The sequence below is a fragment of the Mycobacterium attenuatum genome, from assembly GCF_900566085.1.
Lineage (GTDB): Bacteria > Actinomycetota > Actinomycetes > Mycobacteriales > Mycobacteriaceae > Mycobacterium > Mycobacterium attenuatum.
Map to the genome: position 1 here is coordinate 1 of NZ_UPHT01000164.1, position 16,906 is coordinate 16,906.

Sequence of the window (16,906 nt, forward strand, 5' to 3'; positions counted from 1 at the left end):
CCAAAGATCAGCCCGCCGGACCCGCCGGCCCCACCGGCCGCACCCACACCGCCGGACCCACCAACCCCGCCATTACCGATCAAGCCCGCGGACCCACCGGCACCACCAACCTGACCAACGCCACCAGCCGCACCACGGCCGCCATTGCCCCACAACAACCCGCCGTCACCGCCCGCCTGCCCCGGCGCCGACCCGTCAGCACCATCACCAATCAACGGGCGCCCCAACAGCGCCTGAGTCGGCGCATTGAGCACGCCCAACACCGCCTGCTCAGCATTAGCGAATTCGGTCGCGACATACGCGGCTGCACCGCCGTTCAGCGCGCGCACAAACTCGTCCTGAGCCGACGCGACCTGCGCCGAAAGCTGCTGATACTGCCGCCCATAGGTGCTGAACAACGCCGCGATCGCCGCCGACACCTCGTCGCCGGCCGCGGCCGCCAACTGTGTGGTCGCCGCCGCGGCCGTCACATTGGCCGCACCCACAGCCGAACCGATCGTCACCAGACTCGAGGCCGCCTCCGCTACCGACCCCGGCGCCACCATGAGAAAGGACATGGCAATACCTCCACCAGCGCGACAGCCTCCGTAACTGCCGGTATCCGCCCGGTATAGGCAGGGGCAATGCAGCGACCATGAAATCTTCGTGAAGTCAGCACCTCCACGGCGAAGTCGCATATACCGGCGCTACCGCCGGCGACACCGTGCTACTACTGTGCATAGTCGAGCCGCGGCGGCGGACTGCTGCCGCCGTGGGTGCCAGCATCAAGCGACAACAACGCCCAGCAGGAGGCATTGAGTGAACCGCTTCAAGATCCGCCTCACCCTGGTGGGCCTGGTCACACTGATTGCCGCATCGGTGAGCGCTTGCGGGACCGGCCAGATCTCGCAAACCGCGAACCAGGAGCCCGCCGTCAACGGCAACCGGGTCACCATCAACAATGTGGCGCTGCGGGACATCCGGATTCAAGCCCTGCAGCGCCACGGTGACTTTCTCGAGCCTGGCAGAAAAGTGGATTTGGTGCTGGTAGCCGTCAACCAATCCCCGGATGTGGCGGATCGATTGGTCAGCATCAGCAGTGATATCGGCTCGGTGACGGTGACCGGTGATGCGCGACTGCCGGCGGGCGGGATGCTGTTTGTCGGTACGCCGGATGGCCAGCTCGTCGCGCCGGGCCCGCTGGGATCGAATCAGGCGGCCCGCGCGAGCGTCGTTTTGACCAAACCCATCACGAACGGTTTGACCTACAGCTTCACCTTCAACTTCGAAAAGGCCGGCCAGGGCACGGTGATGGTGCCGATAGCGGCGCCGTTGGCCCAGCCGCACGAGCAAGCGACCGCTCCGGCCCGGCACTAACGTCCACCGCACATCCTGCAACGAAAGGGTTGTCGTACCCGGTCGCTACGGTCACCGAGTGACTAATGCGCGTTCGCAATTCCGCTGCTCGGATTGTCGCCACCGCACCGCAAAGTGGGTGGGGCGCTGCCTGGAATGTGGTAGCTGGGGCACCGTCGAACAGGTACCCGCACTCAACGGCGTCGGCGGTAGAGGCCGCGTGCCAGTACCGGCATCGCACGCCGTCCCGATCAGTTCCGTCCGACCCAACCTGAGCCGGCACCGCCCGACGGGCATCGACGAGCTCGACCGGGTACTGGGCGGCGGCGTGGTGCCGGGGTCGGTAACACTGCTGGCCGGTGAACCCGGTGTGGGCAAATCGACGTTGCTGCTAGAGGTCGCCCATCGCTGGGCGCAGTCGGGGCAGCGCGCCCTGTACATCTCCGGCGAAGAGTCCGCCGGGCAGATCCGGCTGCGGGCCGACCGGATCGGCTGTAAGGGCGAGCAGGTATATCTGGCCGCCGAATCCGACGTGCATGCGGTACTGGGCCACATCGAGGCAGTGCAGGCGGCCCTGGTCATCGTCGACTCGGTGCAGACGATGTCCACCAGCGAGGCCGACGGCGTCGCGGGCGGGGTGACCCAGGTGCGCGCCGTGACCGCCGCCCTGACCGCGGCCGCGAAGGGTCACGGGTTCGGGCTGATCCTGGTCGGTCACGTCACCAAGGAAGGGTCGATAGCCGGGCCGCGCTCCCTGGAGCATCTCGTCGACGTGGTGCTGCATTTCGAAGGCGACCGCAACGGCGGGTTACGGATGGTCCGAGGGGTCAAGAACCGCTTCGGCGCCGCCGACGAGGTTGGATGTTTCCTGTTGCACGACAACGGGATTGAAGGCATCGCCGACCCGTCGAACCTGTTTCTCGATCAACGTTCCGCTCCTGTGCCCGGCACCGCCATCACCGTAGCCCTCGACGGGAAGCGGCCGCTCATCGGGGAGGTTCAGGCGTTGCTGGCCACACCGGTCAGCGGTGCACCGCGACGAGCCGTCAGCGGGATCGACCACGCCCGGGCGGCAATGATCACCGCTGTGCTGGAAAAGCACGCAAAGTTGACCATTGCTGTCAACGACATCTATCTGTCCACGGTGGGGGGGATGCGATTGACCGATCCGTCGGCCGATCTGGCGGTTGCGATCGCGCTGGCGTCGGCGTACGCGAACCTGCCGCTGCCCACCACCGCCGTGACGATCGGCGAGGTGGGGCTGGCCGGCGACCTGCGGCCGGTCAGCGGCATGGACCGGCGGCTGGCCGAGGCAGAACGCCTGGGATTCAACATCGCATTGATCCCACCCGGCCGCGAGGAGGTGCCGACGGGTCTGCGGGCGCTGCGCGCGCCCACTATCGTCGCCGCTCTCGAGCACATGATCGACATTGCCGATCATCGCAGCAGCGCCCCCGCAAAGGTGTGTCGTTTGGACACTCCTCACTAACTGGCCCCGCACATAGCAGAATGCTGGCTGTGACACGTCCGACCCTGCGCGAGGCCGTCGCCCGCCTGGCGCCCGGCACCGGGCTCCGGGACGGCCTGGAACGCATCCTGCGCGGCCGCACCGGCGCGCTGATCGTGCTCGGCTACGACGAGAATGTCGAGGCGATTTGCGACGGCGGCTTCTCCCTCGACGTCCGCTATGCCCCCACCCGGCTGCGTGAGCTGTGCAAGATGGACGGCGCCGTGGTGCTCTCCACCGACTGCAGCCGCATTGTGCGGGCGAACGTGCAATTGGTCCCAGATCCATCGATACCGACCGACGAATCCGGAACACGCCACCGCTCGGCGGAACGGTCTGCGATCCAGACCGGCTACCCGGTGATCTCCGTAAGCCACTCGATGAACATCGTGACGGTATACGTCGGCGGGGACCGGCACGTGTTGACCGACTCGGCGACCATCCTGTCCCGAGCCAACCAGGCGATCGCGACGCTGGAACGGTACAAGACCAGGCTCGATGAAGTCAGCCGGCAACTCTCCCGGGCCGAGATCGAAGACTTTGTCACACTGCGCGACGTGATGACGGTGGTACAACGGCTCGAGTTGGTTCGGCGGATCGGCCTGGTGATCGACTACGACGCAGTGGAGCTCGGCACCGACGGGCGTCAACTGCGGCTGCAACTCGAGGAGCTGCTCGGCGGCAACGACGTCGCCCGGGAGTTGATTGTCCGCGACTACCACGCCAACCCCGAACCGCCGACCAAGGCCCAGATCGACGCCACCCTGGATGAGCTGGACGCACTCTCGGACACTGAGCTGCTCGATTTCACCGTGCTGGCACAGGTTTTCGGCTATCCCACGACGGCGGAGGCACAGGACTCGGCGCTGAGCCCGCGTGGCTACCGCGCGATGGCGGTCATCCCGCGACTGCAGTTCGCCCATGCCGATCTGCTGGTGCGTTCCTTCGGAACCCTGCAGGGTCTATTGGCCGCCAGCGCCGGCGATCTGCAATCCGTCGACGGTATCGGCGCGATGTGGGCCCGCCATGTGCGCGAGGGGTTGTCGCAGCTGGCCGAGTCGACTATCGCAGACCAATAAGCCAACCGGCGAGTTACCCGCCCTGGACCGGCGGGGCCTCAGGCGGTGGGGCCAGCGCCGGACCCGGAGCCGGCGGCGGCCCGGGCGGCTGCGGCGGCTGGTTCAACACGAACGGAACCGGAAGCGACCGGAGGTTGCCCAGCTGCACGACGAGGTTGTACGTACCGGGGCCGATCGCCGGCCGCGGCAGCGGGCAATGCGGCGCTGACCCCATGCCGGTCCAGGTCACCGCGGTTGTCACCTGCTCACCCGGAGTGAACATCTTGACCAGGGTCTCGTTGGAGGGCGCGCAGTCCAGGTTGGACCACAACCGCTTGTTGTCCAGCGAATAGACGTATGCAGCCAGCACCGCGGCCCCCACGTCGCGTTTACAGGCCACCAGCCCGATGTTGGTGACGACCATGGTGAATTTCGGCTGGTCACCGATGTAGTACTGGGGCGCGTTGGTCAGTCCCTTGACGGCGAGCGTGGAATCCGGGCAGTCGTCCCCCTCTTTCAGCACCGGCGGCGGCTGCACCGCGGCGGTGGGAGTCGGCATCTCGGGATTTTGACCCTGCGGAGCTGCCGGCGTGTTGGCGCCGCTTTGCCCGGCCGGTTGCGGCGCCTCGGGTGCGTTGGAGCCCGGATGACTTTGCGCGGAGCCCGGTTTCTCCGCGCTGACCGGTTTGGCGCCGGCGGTGTTTCCGACGAAGGCGACGACCACAGCCACCGCGATTCCGATTACCACGACCGCGATACCCAGGGCTAGTCCCCTGCGCCGCCAGTAGATCTCGGTAGGTAGCGGGCCACGCGGTTCCAGATCCAGCACATTCACACCGTAGGCCCAGGTCACACCGACTCGTTTGACCTGCCTCGGCGTGTCGCGAGGTTAGCTGGGGCTATCGGGGACGAAACGTGTTAGTGCGCCAGGAACTCAGCCCTACTCGGCCCTACTCGCCGATGTCACCGATGTGGTCACGCAACACGGCACGGCCGTCGGCGAGCTGGTATGTCAGGCCCACGATGGCCAGGGTGCCCGCAGCCACCCGCTCCGATATGGCCCTCGAACGGGCCATCAGTTGCGCACCCGTTTCGCGGATGTGGCGCTGCTCGAACTCGTCGACGCGGGTCAGGCCGTCGCGCCTGCCCAGCAGGATCGACGGTGTCACCCTTTCCACCACATCGCGCACGTAGCCCTCGGGCAAAGTCCCGCTGTCCAGTGCCGTCAGCGCGGCATTCACCGCGCCACAGCTGTCGTGGCCAAGGACGACCACCAGCGGCACGTTCAGCACCGTCACCGCGTACTCGATCGAGCCCAGCACCGCCGAGTCGATGACGTGTCCGGCCGTGCGGACCACAAACATGTCGCCGAGACCCTGGTCGAAAATGATCTCTGCGGCCACCCGGCTGTCTGCGCACCCGAAAATCACGGCGGTCGGCTGCTGCCCTGCGGCGAGGCTGGCGCGATGCTCCACACTTTGGCTGGGATGCTCGGGCTTGCCGGCGACGAATCGCTCGTTACCCTCTTTGAGTGCTTTCCACGCGGTTACCGGGTTGGTGTTGGGCATGTCACGCATTCTGCCGTACCAGCCGGTGACCGCTTCCCAGCACATACCATCCGCCAATCTTCTTGGTTGGTACGAGCAATCCTGTCGCGACCTGCCCTGGCGCCGGCCGGACGTCGGCGCATGGCAGATCCTGGTCAGCGAGTTCATGCTGCAGCAGACTCCGGTGTCGCGGGTGCTATCGATCTGGCCGGACTGGGTGCGTCGCTGGCCCACCGCGTCAGCCACGGCCGCGGCGACTGCCGCCGACGTACTGCGCGCCTGGGGGAAGCTGGGCTACCCGCGCCGGGCGAAGCGGTTGCACGAATGCGCGACCATCATCGCTCGCGACCACGACGACGTGGTTCCCGACGACGTCGAAACCCTGGTGACGCTGCCGGGTGTCGGTAGCTACACCGCGCGAGCGGTGGCGTGTTTCGCCTACGGCCGGCGGGTGCCGGTGGTGGACACCAACGTGCGCCGGGTAGTAGCCCGGGTGGTGCACGGACGCGCCGATGCGGGTGTGCCGTCGGCCGCCCGCGACCATGCCGATGTACTGGCGCTGCTGCCGAATAGCGCTGTAGCGAAACAATTTTCGGTAGCTCTCATGGAACTGGGCGCCACTGTGTGCACGGCCCGGAGCCCGCACTGTGGTTCGTGCCCGCTTAGCGACTGCGCATGGCGGACGGCCGGATACCCGGCCGCGGCCGGCCCGTCACGGCGCGTGCAGACATATGCGGGCACCGACCGGCAGGTCCGCGGGCGGTTGCTAGATGTGTTGCGCGACAAAGATTCTCCGGTCAGCCGTGCCGAGCTCGACGTGGCATGGCTGACCGATGTCGCGCAGCGCGACCGGGCGTTGGCGTCGTTGCTTGTCGACGGTCTTGTGACCCGTACTCCCGACGGACGGTTCGCGCTGGCAGGCGAGGAGTAGCTCGCTTTAGCCGGAATGGCCGTGGGAGCCGGCGGTACCGACCCGTGACGAGGCGGTCCAACGACGCCGCACTCACCGGCGCCGGTTGTCGAATCGCACCATCAGCCATGCCCCTCCTGATCACCGAATGACAAAGCAACACAATGGTTTACGCATATTGATGAACGTGCACGGCGACAATGTGGGCAACGACCGGTCGGCCTTGACCTAGCACGATGCGCCCGGCCGATCCGGTGCGGCCGAAAGCACTCGTGCGTAGCAGAAGATATGAATTATATTTCGTGATGTTTGACAGACGTAATCATCATCGCGTAGTTTGCTTCGCATGAACACTCAACGTACCGCGTCAGGGACTGGCGGTGAGCCGCAGTGAACGTCGTCCTCGTCGGCGCCTTGACATTGCCTCTGCTCGCATCGCTGAGCGCGGTCCTTGCCGGCAGGCGGCATCCTGGCCTCGTCGGCCGTTTCGGCGCAGCGGCCGCCGCCGCGGGCCTGGTCTCTGCATTGCTGATAGCAGCGCACGTTGCGGTCGACGGCTCCATTTCCGCCACTCTGCGGTCAGCGCAAGGCAACCTGATCGCGGGGCTGGGAGCTAACCGGCTCAGCGCGTTGCTACTGGTGTTGGTGTACGGAGTGAGCACGGTCGTACAGGTTTTCGCCCTGCGCTACCTTGCCGGTGACCGCCGATCGGGATGGTTCACCGCCGGTACCGGCCTGCTCACCGCGGCCTCCGCCGGCCTCATGACCTCGGGAACACTGATCGGCCTGGCCGTCTCGTGGACCTTGGCCGGCACCGCGCTATGTCTGCTGCAGGCCACCTACTGGGAGCTGCCCGCCGCCCGCGACGGCGTGCTGCGCACGGCGACAGCGTTCCTGCTGGGCGATCTGGCGCTGTGGGCTGCGGTGGGTTTGATCACCACGCAACGGGGCAACGTCAGCCTGTCCGACCTCGGACCCGCCGCCTACCACGACTCGTCACCGGCCCTGCCGGTGGCAGCGGGTTTGATCGTGGTGGCAGCTCTGTCGCGATCGGCGCAGATCCCCTTTCATCGCTGGCTGCCGGCCACCCTCGCTGCGCCCACGCCCGTCTCGGCGCTCCTGCACGCCGGTGTCGTCAATGCCGGCGGCGTGCTGCTGGTGCGGCTGAGCCCGATAGTCAGCGGATCGGCCGCCGCCATGGGCCTGGCCTTCACCGCCGGAACGCTCAGCATGCTCTACGGCGGCGTCGTGATGCTCACCAAATCCGACATCAAGGGCTCGCTGGTGTATTCGACGATGGCCCAGATGGGCTTCATGATCCTGACCTGCGGCCTGGGCCTGTCCGCGGCCGCGGTATTCCACCTGGTGGGCCACGGCTTTTACAAGGCCACCCTGTTCTTGTCTTCCGGCTCGGCGATAGCCAAGCGACGCCAAAAGGCAGCTCGGCCACCGGTGCCGGCGCTGACCTCGGCCCGGTGGGCGGCGATCCACGCCACCGCGCTGCTGCTGCCGGCCGCCGCACTGTATGCGGCCAGCAGCATCGTGCGATTGCCGCACGCCGGGCACGGCTCGGCCCAGGTGCTGCTGGTCTTCACCTGGGCGACGGCCGCGGCGGCGCTGACCGGCTGGTTGGCACGCAGCCCGGGTGCCCGGGCCGCTGTCATCGGAGCGGTCGCACTGCTCGCGGCGGCCGTCGGATACGTCGCACTGGTGGGCGCCGTGACCGGATTCCTGGCTCCTGATCTGCCCCCGGTCACCGTACCGTCCGCCTCGACTGCCGGCATTGTCGCAATTGCGGTCATCCTTGCCGCGCTGACCTTGCTGCCCCGGGCCCCGGCCAACGGCTGGTTCGGCCGACTGCAACGCGCCCTGTACGCCAAAGCGCTTGTCGCCGGCCATGTCCCGGCAAGCCGTCCGCAACAGACCCCGAACAACCAACTGACAGGAGCGCTCCAGTGACCACCGTGGCCGACACCGTCTCAACCCAGACCCGTCGCGCACAGTTGCGCAGCGACGTGAACCTGGCCGCCCGGGTGATACCGACCCACTACCCGCTGGAAACCTTTATCGCGGTCAATCCGCTGGCCGGGCTGGAGTCGATGCCCTTCGAGCAGGCGGTCCGCCGGGCCGGCGACCTCTACGGCAGCCCGGGCGTGCTGGCCGAGACGACGTTTCGCGAGCTGTACCGGGCCGGACGGATCACCGACGCGGACCTCGAGTCGACGCTGCGGCTGCGCTACCCCACCTTGCTGGACGGCCAGCCGGTCCAGATGGGAAACCGCGTGATGACACCTGCGCAACTGTTGCGCGGCGACTTGCTGCACGGCAGCTTGGCCCCCAAGCCGTTGCGCCGCAACATGACTCGTAGCGAGCAGACTGCAGCAGCGGTGGCCGAGCAGGTCGACGCCCAGGCCACCAAATGGTGCGCGGCTTTCTTTGGATCGACGGCTGCGGGCTGGCCGATGCCCGACCACCACAAGGGCTTCTACCACGCGTGGCGGATGTTGGCCCCCGCTGACCACAAGCTGAGCCGACGGGTGCGGGCGTCCTTGCGCGCGTTGCCCATCCGGGCGGACGACGCCGCGCTGCAGGCCCTGGACCTGTTGGGGATACCCGAACACGACCGCATCACCTATCTGCAAGCGCACTTGACGCGGCTTCCGGGGTGGGCCGCCCACGTCCGCTGGTCGGCCGAGCGCGCCACCGGCGTGGATCTACTGGACTACCTGGCCATGCGGCTGACGTACGAGGCGATCCTGATGTCGCACAACAGTTTCAGCGCGACGACCGAGCCGGCGGCCATCCGGCCGAGCATTCCCTCAGCCCGCGACCGGGCTGCCGCGCTGGCCCTAGAATGGGGACTCGACAACACCGGCGACGACATCGACTTGAGTGCTGCCGCAAGAGTTTTGTCAGCATTGCCGGTTACCGCCCGGCAGCTGGTGTGGCAGCAGGCCTACGAGGCGCACTATCGCGACGCCCTCCTGCAAGCCCTGGCGGAAAACGCTGCGGCGCCAAGTACCGGGCGCGCAGCCGCCCAGATCGTGTGCTGCATCGACACCCGGTCCGAAGGACTGCGCCGCCACATCGAATCCCTGGGCGAATACCAGACTTTCGGGTTCGCTGGCTTCTTCGCCGTCGCCATCCGGTTCACCGGCCTGCTCGGCGGGACACCCAACGACCTGTGCCCGGTGCTGATCCGCCCAGAGCATGAAGTTGTCGAAAGCCCGCTGCCGTCAGCCGCCGATGCGGCGCAGCGGGTGCGCAACGGCAGCCTGCTCATGGCCGGCGCCGAGGCGGCATTTCATGCCGCCAAGCAGGCGCTGATCGCCCCATTCGCGTTAGCCGAGGCGGCAGGCTGGGCCGCCGGTCCATGGGCCGCGGCCAAAACGCTGAGCCCGCTGGCCAGTGGCGAACTGCGGCGCCGCCTGCGAGACCGGCTGGCACCCCCGGCCCCTACCGTGCTGTCGATCAACGACACCGTCGCGCTGGCCCACCGCGCCCTGTACGCACAAGTCGCACTCACCACCATGGGCCTCACGAAGCAATTCGCCCGGCTGGTGGTCCTGTGTGGGCACGGCAGCGTCACCGAGAACAACCCGTACCAGGCCGCCCTGGACTGTGGGGCCTGCGGCGGGCAGGCCGGCGGCCCCAACGCCCGCACCGCCGCCGCGATCCTCAACGACACCGATGTCCGGGCCGAATTGGGCACCTTGGGGATCGCCATTCCCAACGACACCTGGTTTGTCGCGGCTCAGCACGACACCGCCACCGACGGCGTCACCGTGTTGGACCAGCACCTGATTCCCGACAGCCATGTACCGGACGTGCGCCGGCTGGCCGCGGATCTCCGGATCGCGGGCGCCGAACTGGCTGCCGAGCGCTGTTCCGGGCTTCCCGGTGGCCCTGCCGACCCCGACCCCGCGCGTGCGTCGCGCCACGTCGCGAACCGGTCGGTCGACTGGGCGCAGGTCTTTCCGGAGTGGGGCCTGGCCGGTAATGCGGCCTTCATCGTCGCCCCGCGCGCGCTCACCCGGGGCATCGACTTGCGGCGACGGGTGTTCCTGCACTCCTACGAAGCCGACGTCGATACGGAGGGAGGCGCGCTGGAAACCATTCTCACCGCACCCATGGTGGTGGCTCAGTGGATCAACTGCCAGTACTACTTCTCCACGGTGGCGCCGGACATGTTCGGGGCCGGAACCAAGACCATCCACAACGTGGTCGGCGGCGTGGGTGTGCTCGCCGGACACGGCGGCGACCTGCAGCTGGGCCTGCCCCGACAGTCACTCACCGACGGCCGCTCATTCGGGCACGAGCCCATGCGCCTGCTGACCGTCGTGCAAGCGCCGCTGCAGCGCATCGACATGATCGTCTCGCGCAACCCCGTCCTGCAGCACCTGTTCGGCAACGACTGGGTGTGCCTGGTCGCCCGGGAAGGCCCCGACGACGGCTGGCAGCGCTGGACCCGCGGCGGTTGGCGGCGCTGGGAGAACACAGCAACCGCCGACGACCCCTACCCCACCTACCAGGAGGTAATGCCATGCCAACCAACGGCTTGACCAAGATGACCAAGATCGAAGTAGTCGTGGCCGGAGAACACGCGCCCGCCGTACGAGATCAGTTCCACAGTGCGGGGGCAACGGGATTCACCAGCGTGTCCGGCGTCTCGGGGCTGGGCCATCACGGCTACCACCAGGGCCGGCTGCTCTTCAACCAACAGGCGGCGCTCGAGTTGCTCATCACAGTTGTCCCGGACGTCAAATCCGAGGCGTTGATCGCCGGGCTGCGCCGCCTGCTCGACGGCTCGCCCGGGGTCATGTTCGTCACCGACACCTATGTCAGCCGACCCGAGTACTTCAGTTAGACCCCGCCCGAACCCCATCAAGACCCCACTAAGAAAGGGAACCATCATGTCCAACCCGTCAATCGCCTGGCAGCGCCTGCAAGCCGGTAATCAACGCTTCTACGCCCCGTTGCGGTCAAGGCAGAAGGCCACCGCCAAGGACCACTCACCGATCGCGGTGGTGTTCCGCTGTGCAGATGCCGACACGCCAAGTGAGGTGGTGCTGGGTCAAAGCTGGGGCTCACTCATTGACATCAGCACCTGGGGGCACGTCATCGACACGGGCGTGCTGGCCACCGTCGAGTACGCCGTCGGCACCCTCAAGACGCCGCTGATCGTCGTCCTCGGCCATGAAGACTGTGCCGCCATGGAGACCGCGCTGGCGGCCTGGAACAACGTCGCCATTCCGGAGGGCGCGGCCCGGGCAGTCGTCGAACAGGCGATATCGTCACTCGCCCGGCAGGACGCCGACATCAGCACTGCCGACGAGCTGTCGGCCGCGCACGCCGTGCACACCGGTGTCTCTCTACTGCACAAGTCGGCGGTGATCGCCAAGGCCGTCGACACCGGACAGACTGCGATCGTCTGTCTGGTCAGCAACGCCGAAGATGGCCGGTTGCGCACCTGCGCGACGTTCGGCCACGTGGACGACAGCGACTCGGCGCTGTTGGAGTGCGTCTAGTCCCCGGGGTGCTGGTCCGGCCGCGAATTCGCGGCCGGACCAGCACCCCTGTCGAGGATGAGCTCAGGTGACCCGGCACGAGGGGTCACGTGATGCCGCAGCGGTTGCGGCGGAGCGCTCGGGCAGCTATGCCGGGGCGATGATCGCGATGGGCACCATGCATGGCAAACAGCGACAAGTGGCACCGGCGTTCGCCGATGAGCTTTGTGCGCACGTCTTCGCCCCGAAGGGGATTGACACCGATCAGTTCGGCACTTTCACCGCAGAGGTGGACAGACCGCTGGCGCCGCTGGCGACGGCCACCGCGAAAGCACGCCTGGGCATGTACGCCGGCGGGGTGCCCTACGGGCTGGCCAGTGAAGCCAGCTACGACACCTGGTTCGGCACGGTGGTGGTGCATGAGGAAATCCTGGTGTTCGTCGATGACACCCGCGGCATCCAGGTTGCCGAGAGTGTCAACACACTGGTCTCGCCAGGCGTGCCGCAACTGGTCGGCACCGCCGATCAGGCCGTTGCCGCAGCACGGCGGTTCGGCTTCCCGCGTCAAGCGGCCGTGGTCAGGGCCAACGTCAACGACGGCTGGCGCGTCATCGGTAAGGGGATCACCGACACGCGAATCCTGGTCAAAGCCGTCGCCGCCGCGGCGGCGGCCGGCGACAATCGCCAGGTCTGGTTGGAACCCGACTTGCGCGCACACCACAACCCCATCCGCCGAGACGTTCTGATCGCCCTGGCGCGGCGGCTCGCCCGGCGACTGGCCACTGCCTGCCCGAAATGCGGATGCCCCGGTTACGGCAAAATCGGGGCACGAGCCGGGCTGCCATGCCAGGTATGCGGATGGCCGACCGCCGCGATCGCCGCCGACATCCACGGGTGTCCGTCATGCGAGCATCGCGACAGCATCGCGCGCGCCGTGGCTGCCGCAGAGCCACACTGTTGTCCGCAATGTAATCCGTGACAAGCGCGGCATTCACACCCAGCGACCGAACCCGTTGCACCGCGGCTCAAGCAGGGCGCGCGGTCGCGTCTGCGACGTAACACCGATTTCGTATCGCCGGACCCCCAACCTCATTCATAGCAAACTCATGTGAATTGTTATTGATGAAAATAACTTCGTTATATACCTTTCGTATTAGACGACGAAGACTTGGAGGAAGGGCATATGGATCTCGACCGCATCACCAACCCTCTGCGGTTGGCCAAAGGCCCTCACCAGCCCGGAACTGGCACCGGCTGCGCCATGAACGTCATCTCGTACATCAACGGCGACGCGAGGATCACCGATTACCCGGCGTGTTCGGCTCGCCCGTTGGCCGCTTTCGTCCAATCGTGCAACGACCTACTGGCCGGACCGGGCGGTTACCTGACACCCGAAAACAGCATCATCGCCCTCGATCTCGGCTGGCAGACGGTGGGAACCGCCGGGGTTTCGTCGCGTGTAGTCCACGCCTGGGTGGCCGAGCTGTTGACCAGCCCGACCTGGGGAGTCGTCCAATACGCCAGAATCACCACGGTCAAGGCGATCTCCGATATCGCCGAACTGCACCGGCGCGTTTCGCGCGGCACTATGCCGACGCTCGCCAGTTGGCATAACGCTCGCGACATCGCGATAGGCGAAGCAAGCACCTTGGTCCCCGCCTCGAACCCCGCCGGCTTCCATGCCTTGCAGGCGGCACATCAGTCGGCCGAGCTCATTGAAGGTCGCCGCCAAGCGAGCATGGACGATGTCACCGGCAGCGCCCTGCGTGCCCACATGCTCGGTACCGGCATTGACTCACCGAGCCGATACGCCCTGGTCACCTCCGAAGCGATTCAGTCATGGCGCCGTCTGGCCGGACTGCCCCAAGCCGCCCGGGCGTCGCGGAATCAGCCGGCAGGTGGCGCACTGGCACGAACCGATCGACACCTCGCCCGGACCTCGGCATGATGCGCCGGGGCGGCGACGAGCGGTCACATCGACCGGGCGTTCACGGGGTGTTCAGGACAGCGCCGCAACAAGCTCGCCGACGGTATGACTGGCCTCGAGTGGGTGGCGTAGCCGACCCTGCGGATTGAGCTCATAGACGTTGCGACGACCAATCTTGGACTTGATGAGGTAGCCCTCGTCGGTCAAGTCGGTCAATATCGCTTGCACAGAACGCTCGGTGATGCCGATTCGCAGCGCCAGCTCTCGAGCAGTCAGGGGCTCGCCAGTCGACACGCACAGCAACACGTGTGCATGGTTCGTCAGGAAGGTCCAGGTACGGTCGGGAGCTTCGACAGCAGGCTGGGCGGCCGCGCTCCGTTTTTCGGCAACGTCCATGGCCCTATTATAGGCTGTTTGAAATTCACGTAAACCACTTCGCTAATCGACCATCGCCTGACGGGCGTCCGGGCGTTCGTCACGGGTGGACTGGCCTGCTTCAAAAGATCGGCCCTAGCCTGAGCGCCACCCCGCATCCCGACACCGAATGTTGTTGTCGCCCCGTTCGGGGGATCAGCTACGTCGCGTCCCTCGAAGGTGCTCGACCATAACGCGGCCGCCTGGGCGCGTCGCCGGATATCGCCGAGCAGTTTCCCGGCGTCGGCTCAGCCGGCACCGATCTCGCCAAAGAAGGATTCGACCGCGCGGCGATACACCAGCGGCGCTTCGTCGTGCACCAGATGACCCGCTTCAGGAACCTTTAAATACGTTGTAGAACAGTTTCTTTCAGCCATCTCACGCATCTGGCCGGGCGGCGTGACCGAGTTGCCGGCCTCGATGAGCAGCGCTGGAACCCGTACCGCCCGCCACTGCGCCCAGTAGTCGCGAGTACCCCATTCGGCGGCGATCTCGATCCACCGTGAGGTATGTCCGTGCAGCCGCCAACCGGCGGCGGTGCGGTCGAAGGCCTCCAGAAAGTATTGGCCGGCGACCGGGCCGAATTCAGCGAAAACCTGTTCGGCGGAGGCGAATTCGACGGGAAGAGCATGCAGCCACGGTTCCCACGGGCCGGTGGTGCGGCCGACGAAATCCGGTGCCATGTCCTCGACCACCAGGGCCGATACCAGGTCCGGAGACCGCGCGGCCAAACACCACGAGTGCAACGCACCCATCGAATGTCCGACCAGCCGCGCCGGTGCCCCCAGCGCACCAACCGCATCACCCAAGTCTGCTACGAAGCGTTCGGTGCTGATCGGGTACGGATCGTCGACGTCACGGCCCCGATGCCACGGTGCGTCATAGGTATAGACGCTTCCCAACCGGGTCAGCCACGGCAGTTGCCGCGACCACGTGCTACCCCGGCCCATCAACCCGTGTACCAGGACCAGCGGTTGGCCCCGCCCGCCGCGATGGGTCAACAGATCGGTCGGCATGCCGGGCACGGTAGCCTAGCGGCATGCCAGTGGTGAAGATCAACGCAATCGAGGTGCCTGCCGGCGCTGGCCCCGAACTGGAGAAGCGCTTCGCCCACCGCGCGCATGCGGTGGAGAATTCTCCCGGGTTCCTCGGCTTTCAGTTGCTGCGACCAGTCAAGGGCGAATACCGCTATTTCGTGGTGACACACTGGGAGTCCGATGAAGCATTCCAGGCCTGGGCGAACGGGCCGGCCAAAGAGGCCCACGCCGGCCACCGCGCCAACCCCGTGGCGACCGGTGCTTCGCTCCTGGAATTCGAGGTTGTGCTCGACGTTGCCGGGACTGGCGAAACGAAGTAGCCGGCAGGCGCCGCCGCCCCGTGCGAGGGCGTTAGGCGCCGCCGCCGCATTAGTGGTCGCCCTGGCACCCGGTTGCGCACACTCGCCCACGCCAACCGCCAACGCAGCCGATCCGGGGCGCCGCATCGACACCAGAACGCCTCCGGGTCTGCGCGCCCAGCAAACCGTGGACATGCTGAACTCGGATTGGCCGATCGGCCCGGTGGGAGTCGGCACGCTGGCCACGCCCACCCAGGTCGGCTCCGTCGAGCACACCATGGAAGAGCTGTGGTGGGACCGTCCGTTCAGCGTCGAGGGCGTAACTATCGGCGCCAGTGTGGCCACGCTACATCTCATCTCGTCTTACGGCGCGCACCAAGACATTCGGATCCACACCGACGACCAAGGCCAGGTCGACCGGTTCGAGCTCGAGACGCAGCCGCCGTCGATCGGCTCGTGGCACGACGTCGACGCCGTGTTGAGCCGCACCGGCGCGCGCTATTCGTACCAGGTCGCCAAGGTGACCAACGGGAACTGCGACCCGGTAGCGGGCGTCAATACCCGCGAATCCTTGCCGCTGGCTTCGATTTTCAAGCTGTACGTGTTGCATGCCCTGGCGGACGCGGTGAAGGACGGCACGGTGTCCTGGGACGAAATGCTTACGGTCACTGTCAAGAGCAAAGCGGTGGGCTCGTCGGGCCTGGAACTGCCTCCCGGTGCGCATGTTTCGGTTCGCACCGCCGCGGAGAAGATGATTGCCACCAGCGACAACATGGCCACCGACTTGCTGATCGAGCGGCTGGGCACCCACGCCATCGAGGAGGCGCTGGCCACCGCCGGCCATCACGATCCCGCCAGCATGACGCCGTTTCCCACGATGTACGAGCTGTTTTCCGTCGGCTGGGGTCAACCGGATCTGCGTGACCAATGGATGCACGCGTCCCAGCAGGTCCGCGCCGAGTTGCTGCAGCAGGCCGATGCCAAGCCCTACCAGCCTGACCCAACGCGAGCCCACACTCCAGCCTCCACGTACGGCGCGGAGTGGTACGGCAGCGCCGAAGACATCTGCCGGGTGCACCTGGCGCTGCAGGCCGATGCGGTTGGCCGGGCCGCGCCGGTCCGTCAGATCCTGTCCGCCGTTGCCGGTATCCAACTCGATCGAAACGAATGGCCCTATATCGGCGCCAAGGCCGGTGGCCTGCCTGGGGATCTGACCTTCAGCTGGTATGCCGAGGACAAGACCGGTCAGCCGTGGGTAGTGAGCTTCCAGCTGAACTGGCCCCGCGATCACGGACCGACCGTGACCGGGTGGATGCTGGAGGTCGCCAAGCAAGTCTTTACGCTGGTGGGTCCGCGATAGACCGC

Annotated in this window: 17 protein-coding genes; 12 read left to right on the forward strand and 5 right to left on the reverse strand. The window is 66.7% G+C overall.

Annotated features, from left to right (window positions below):
- Positions 1 to 557: PE family protein (locus tag EET13_RS26065; RefSeq protein ID WP_136623258.1), on the reverse strand; the 557-nt coding region annotated here is incomplete at its 3' end.
- Positions 558 to 798: 241 nt separating this feature from the next.
- On the opposite strand from EET13_RS26065, the gene EET13_RS26070 reads away from it, so the two are divergent.
- From EET13_RS26070 to disA, 3 genes are read left to right on the forward strand one after another with little or no spacing between them, the layout of a single operon-like run.
- Complete coding sequence (locus EET13_RS26070) at positions 799 to 1,356, forward strand: copper chaperone PCu(A)C domain-containing protein (protein ID WP_122444963.1); 558 nt, start codon at positions 799 to 801, stop codon at positions 1,354 to 1,356.
- Between the two features lie 58 nt (positions 1,357 to 1,414).
- Complete coding sequence (gene radA / locus EET13_RS26075; RefSeq protein WP_122444964.1) at positions 1,415 to 2,824, forward strand: DNA repair protein RadA; 1,410 nt, start codon at positions 1,415 to 1,417, stop codon at positions 2,822 to 2,824.
- Between the two features lie 20 nt (positions 2,825 to 2,844).
- Positions 2,845 to 3,921 carry a DNA integrity scanning diadenylate cyclase DisA gene (gene disA / locus EET13_RS26080; RefSeq protein WP_122444965.1) on the forward strand — a complete coding sequence of 359 codons (1,077 nt, stop codon included), beginning with the start codon at positions 2,845 to 2,847 and terminating at the stop codon, positions 3,919 to 3,921.
- A 13-nt stretch (positions 3,922 to 3,934) separates the two neighbouring features.
- On the opposite strand, the gene EET13_RS26085 is transcribed toward disA, so the two are convergent.
- Positions 3,935 to 4,729, reverse strand: coding sequence for a hypothetical protein (locus EET13_RS26085; RefSeq protein WP_122445014.1), 795 nt, complete (start codon positions 4,727 to 4,729; stop codon positions 3,935 to 3,937).
- Positions 4,730 to 4,850: 121 nt separating this feature from the next.
- Positions 4,851 to 5,468: a carbonic anhydrase gene (locus tag EET13_RS26090; RefSeq protein WP_122444966.1), complete on the reverse strand. Its 618-nt coding sequence runs from the start codon at positions 5,466 to 5,468 to the stop codon at positions 4,851 to 4,853.
- Between EET13_RS26090 and EET13_RS26095 the strand changes: the two genes are divergently transcribed.
- From EET13_RS26095 to EET13_RS26125, 7 genes are all read left to right on the forward strand, one after another.
- Positions 5,467 to 6,378 (forward strand): HhH-GPD family protein, encoded by a 912-nt coding sequence (locus EET13_RS26095; protein ID WP_122444967.1) that lies wholly within the window; start codon positions 5,467 to 5,469, stop codon positions 6,376 to 6,378. The two genes, EET13_RS26090 and EET13_RS26095, sit on opposite strands and share 2 nt — an antisense overlap.
- Before the next feature lie 369 nt (positions 6,379 to 6,747).
- Entirely contained in the window at positions 6,748 to 8,316 is a 1,569-nt protein-coding gene (locus tag EET13_RS26100; RefSeq protein ID WP_122444968.1) for a proton-conducting transporter transmembrane domain-containing protein, read from the forward strand.
- Positions 8,313 to 10,919, forward strand: coding sequence for a DUF2309 domain-containing protein (locus tag EET13_RS26105; protein ID WP_122444969.1), 2,607 nt, complete (start codon positions 8,313 to 8,315; stop codon positions 10,917 to 10,919). Before EET13_RS26100 ends, EET13_RS26105 begins: the two co-directional genes overlap by 4 nt.
- A complete protein-coding gene (locus EET13_RS26110) occupies positions 10,901 to 11,224 on the forward strand; it encodes a P-II family nitrogen regulator (RefSeq protein ID WP_122444970.1) in 324 nt (107 codons plus the stop codon). Before EET13_RS26105 ends, EET13_RS26110 begins: the two co-directional genes overlap by 19 nt.
- A gap of 46 nt (positions 11,225 to 11,270) precedes the next feature.
- Complete coding sequence (locus tag EET13_RS26115) at positions 11,271 to 11,885, forward strand: carbonic anhydrase (protein WP_168990894.1); 615 nt, start codon at positions 11,271 to 11,273, stop codon at positions 11,883 to 11,885.
- Positions 11,886 to 11,952: 67 nt separating this feature from the next.
- Positions 11,953 to 12,843 carry a DUF6671 family protein gene (locus tag EET13_RS26120; RefSeq protein ID WP_122444972.1) on the forward strand — a complete coding sequence of 297 codons (891 nt, stop codon included), beginning with the start codon at positions 11,953 to 11,955 and terminating at the stop codon, positions 12,841 to 12,843.
- A gap of 204 nt (positions 12,844 to 13,047) precedes the next feature.
- The gene (locus EET13_RS26125) at positions 13,048 to 13,812 is read left to right on the forward strand and encodes a hypothetical protein (protein ID WP_122444973.1); all 765 of its coding nucleotides are present in this window, start codon (positions 13,048 to 13,050) and stop codon (positions 13,810 to 13,812) included.
- A gap of 51 nt (positions 13,813 to 13,863) precedes the next feature.
- Here the strand turns inward: EET13_RS26125 and EET13_RS26130 are convergent, their stop codons facing one another.
- Complete coding sequence (locus tag EET13_RS26130; protein ID WP_063466410.1) at positions 13,864 to 14,187, reverse strand: helix-turn-helix transcriptional regulator; 324 nt, start codon at positions 14,185 to 14,187, stop codon at positions 13,864 to 13,866.
- Between the two features lie 266 nt (positions 14,188 to 14,453).
- Complete coding sequence (locus EET13_RS26135) at positions 14,454 to 15,230, reverse strand: alpha/beta fold hydrolase (RefSeq protein WP_122444974.1); 777 nt, start codon at positions 15,228 to 15,230, stop codon at positions 14,454 to 14,456.
- 14 nt (positions 15,231 to 15,244) lie between these two features.
- Between EET13_RS26135 and mhuD the strand changes: the two genes are divergently transcribed.
- Complete coding sequence (gene mhuD, locus EET13_RS26140; RefSeq protein ID WP_122444975.1) at positions 15,245 to 15,562, forward strand: mycobilin-forming heme oxygenase MhuD; 318 nt, start codon at positions 15,245 to 15,247, stop codon at positions 15,560 to 15,562.
- Positions 15,546 to 16,901: a serine hydrolase gene (locus EET13_RS26145; RefSeq protein ID WP_211189142.1), complete on the forward strand. Its 1,356-nt coding sequence runs from the start codon at positions 15,546 to 15,548 to the stop codon at positions 16,899 to 16,901. Before mhuD ends, EET13_RS26145 begins: the two co-directional genes overlap by 17 nt.
- Positions 16,902 to 16,906: the final 5 nt, after the last annotated feature.